The sequence below is a fragment of the Rhodoferax sp. ZS1R8 genome, from assembly GCF_056521325.1.
Window position 1 is genome coordinate 1 of record NZ_JBWMBA010000090.1, and the last position, 1,344, is coordinate 1,344.

Below are 1,344 nucleotides of genomic sequence, written 5' to 3' on the forward strand. Positions count from 1 at the left end.
GACAAAAGAGGCAATTTAAACGCGATACGCATGAGTAACCTTTGTTTGGTTGGTTGAGGAATGTGAGAACTTTAAGAAATATTTGTGACAGATTCATGACATTTTTCGAATTTTTCAACCGCTAGCGCTCCAGTGCAAGCAGCCATGGCTATGTCGCACAACGTTCAAGAAACTGTCACATAGTCGTCATATCAACTTTTTAAGCTAGGCCATCTTCAACCAACCATTGGACCGCACCATGTCTAAAAACAAAGCCTTCTCCACCATTCGCCGCACCAGCTTGGTACTTGCCATCACCGTCGTTCTGGGCGCTTGCGCCACCAAGCCCACTCCCGTCAACCTGGCCGACAACGTGGCCAACAACCCTTCGCTGAGCACCTTCAATACCCTGGTTACACAAGCTGGCATGCGTGAGACCCTGAAGACTGGCGGTCCATTTACCGTGTTTGCGCCAACCAATGACGCCTTCAAGGCCGTTCCCGCAGCAACCATGGCCGATCTGGGCAAGGACCCCGCGAAGCTGAAAGACGTACTGAGCTACCACATCGTCCCCGGCGCGATGATGGCCGCTGACATCAAAAACAGCAATGTCAAGACCCTGCAAGGCGCCAATCTGGCGCTGGCCAAGGCGGGTGACTTTGTCATCGTTGAAAACGCCACCGTGGTTGCTGCCAACCTGGGCGCCACCAATGGTGTGGTCCACACCATCGACACCGTGTTGATGCCTCCTTCAAAGAAGTAAGCGGCCTACCCGGGTGGCCGCTGGCCACCTCGTTAGTAACTAAATAAGGCTAAAGCCCCCGTCGGTATTGCCTAAACAGCTATTATTTTCATAGCGTGGTGGCGCTCATCCGCCACTGCTTCCCAATTTGGCCAAGGACCCCTGTCATGCCCTCCGCTACAAACCCACAACGCCGCGCAATTCTGCGCACATTGGCTGGCCTCGGCCTAGTCGGAACGACCCCCCTTTGGGCACAGCCAACTAAAGTGGCGCGCGCCACTACCGTCGCGCAAATCGCCGACATGTCCACCAACCAGATCGATGTGTCCAAAGACTTTTTGGTCGGTCCCCGTGTGGCTTGGCAAGAAATCAACGGGCGTGGTGGCCTGCAGGGCAACGCCGTCAAACACCTGGTTATTGAGGTGGATGGAAGTTCGGCAAGCCTGCGCGCCGCAGTGGAGTCGCTCAAAAGCCTGCCGCAATGCGTCGCGGTGTTTGGTTCCTGTGGCGACCGGGCTGCCTCGCAGTTGGTCAACATGTTGGGCCGCGAACTGCCAGATTTGGCCCATGTGGCCCCCTGGCTGCAGAACGTGGAAGCCGCGGCCATGCCCAATACCTTCCCT

Annotated in this window: 1 protein-coding gene and 1 pseudogene; both read left to right on the top strand. The window is 56.0% G+C overall.

Features of this window, described 5'->3' with window-relative positions; genetic code table 11:
* Window positions 1-238 precede the first annotated feature (238 nt).
* The gene (locus AC097P_RS24040) at window positions 239-742 is read left to right on the top strand and encodes a fasciclin domain-containing protein (RefSeq protein WP_479612945.1); all 504 of its coding nucleotides are present in this window, start codon (window positions 239-241) and stop codon (window positions 740-742) included.
* Between the two features lie 146 nt (window positions 743-888).
* Window positions 889-1,344 (top strand): annotated as a pseudogene (locus AC097P_RS24045) (ABC transporter substrate-binding protein); the annotation flags it as partial.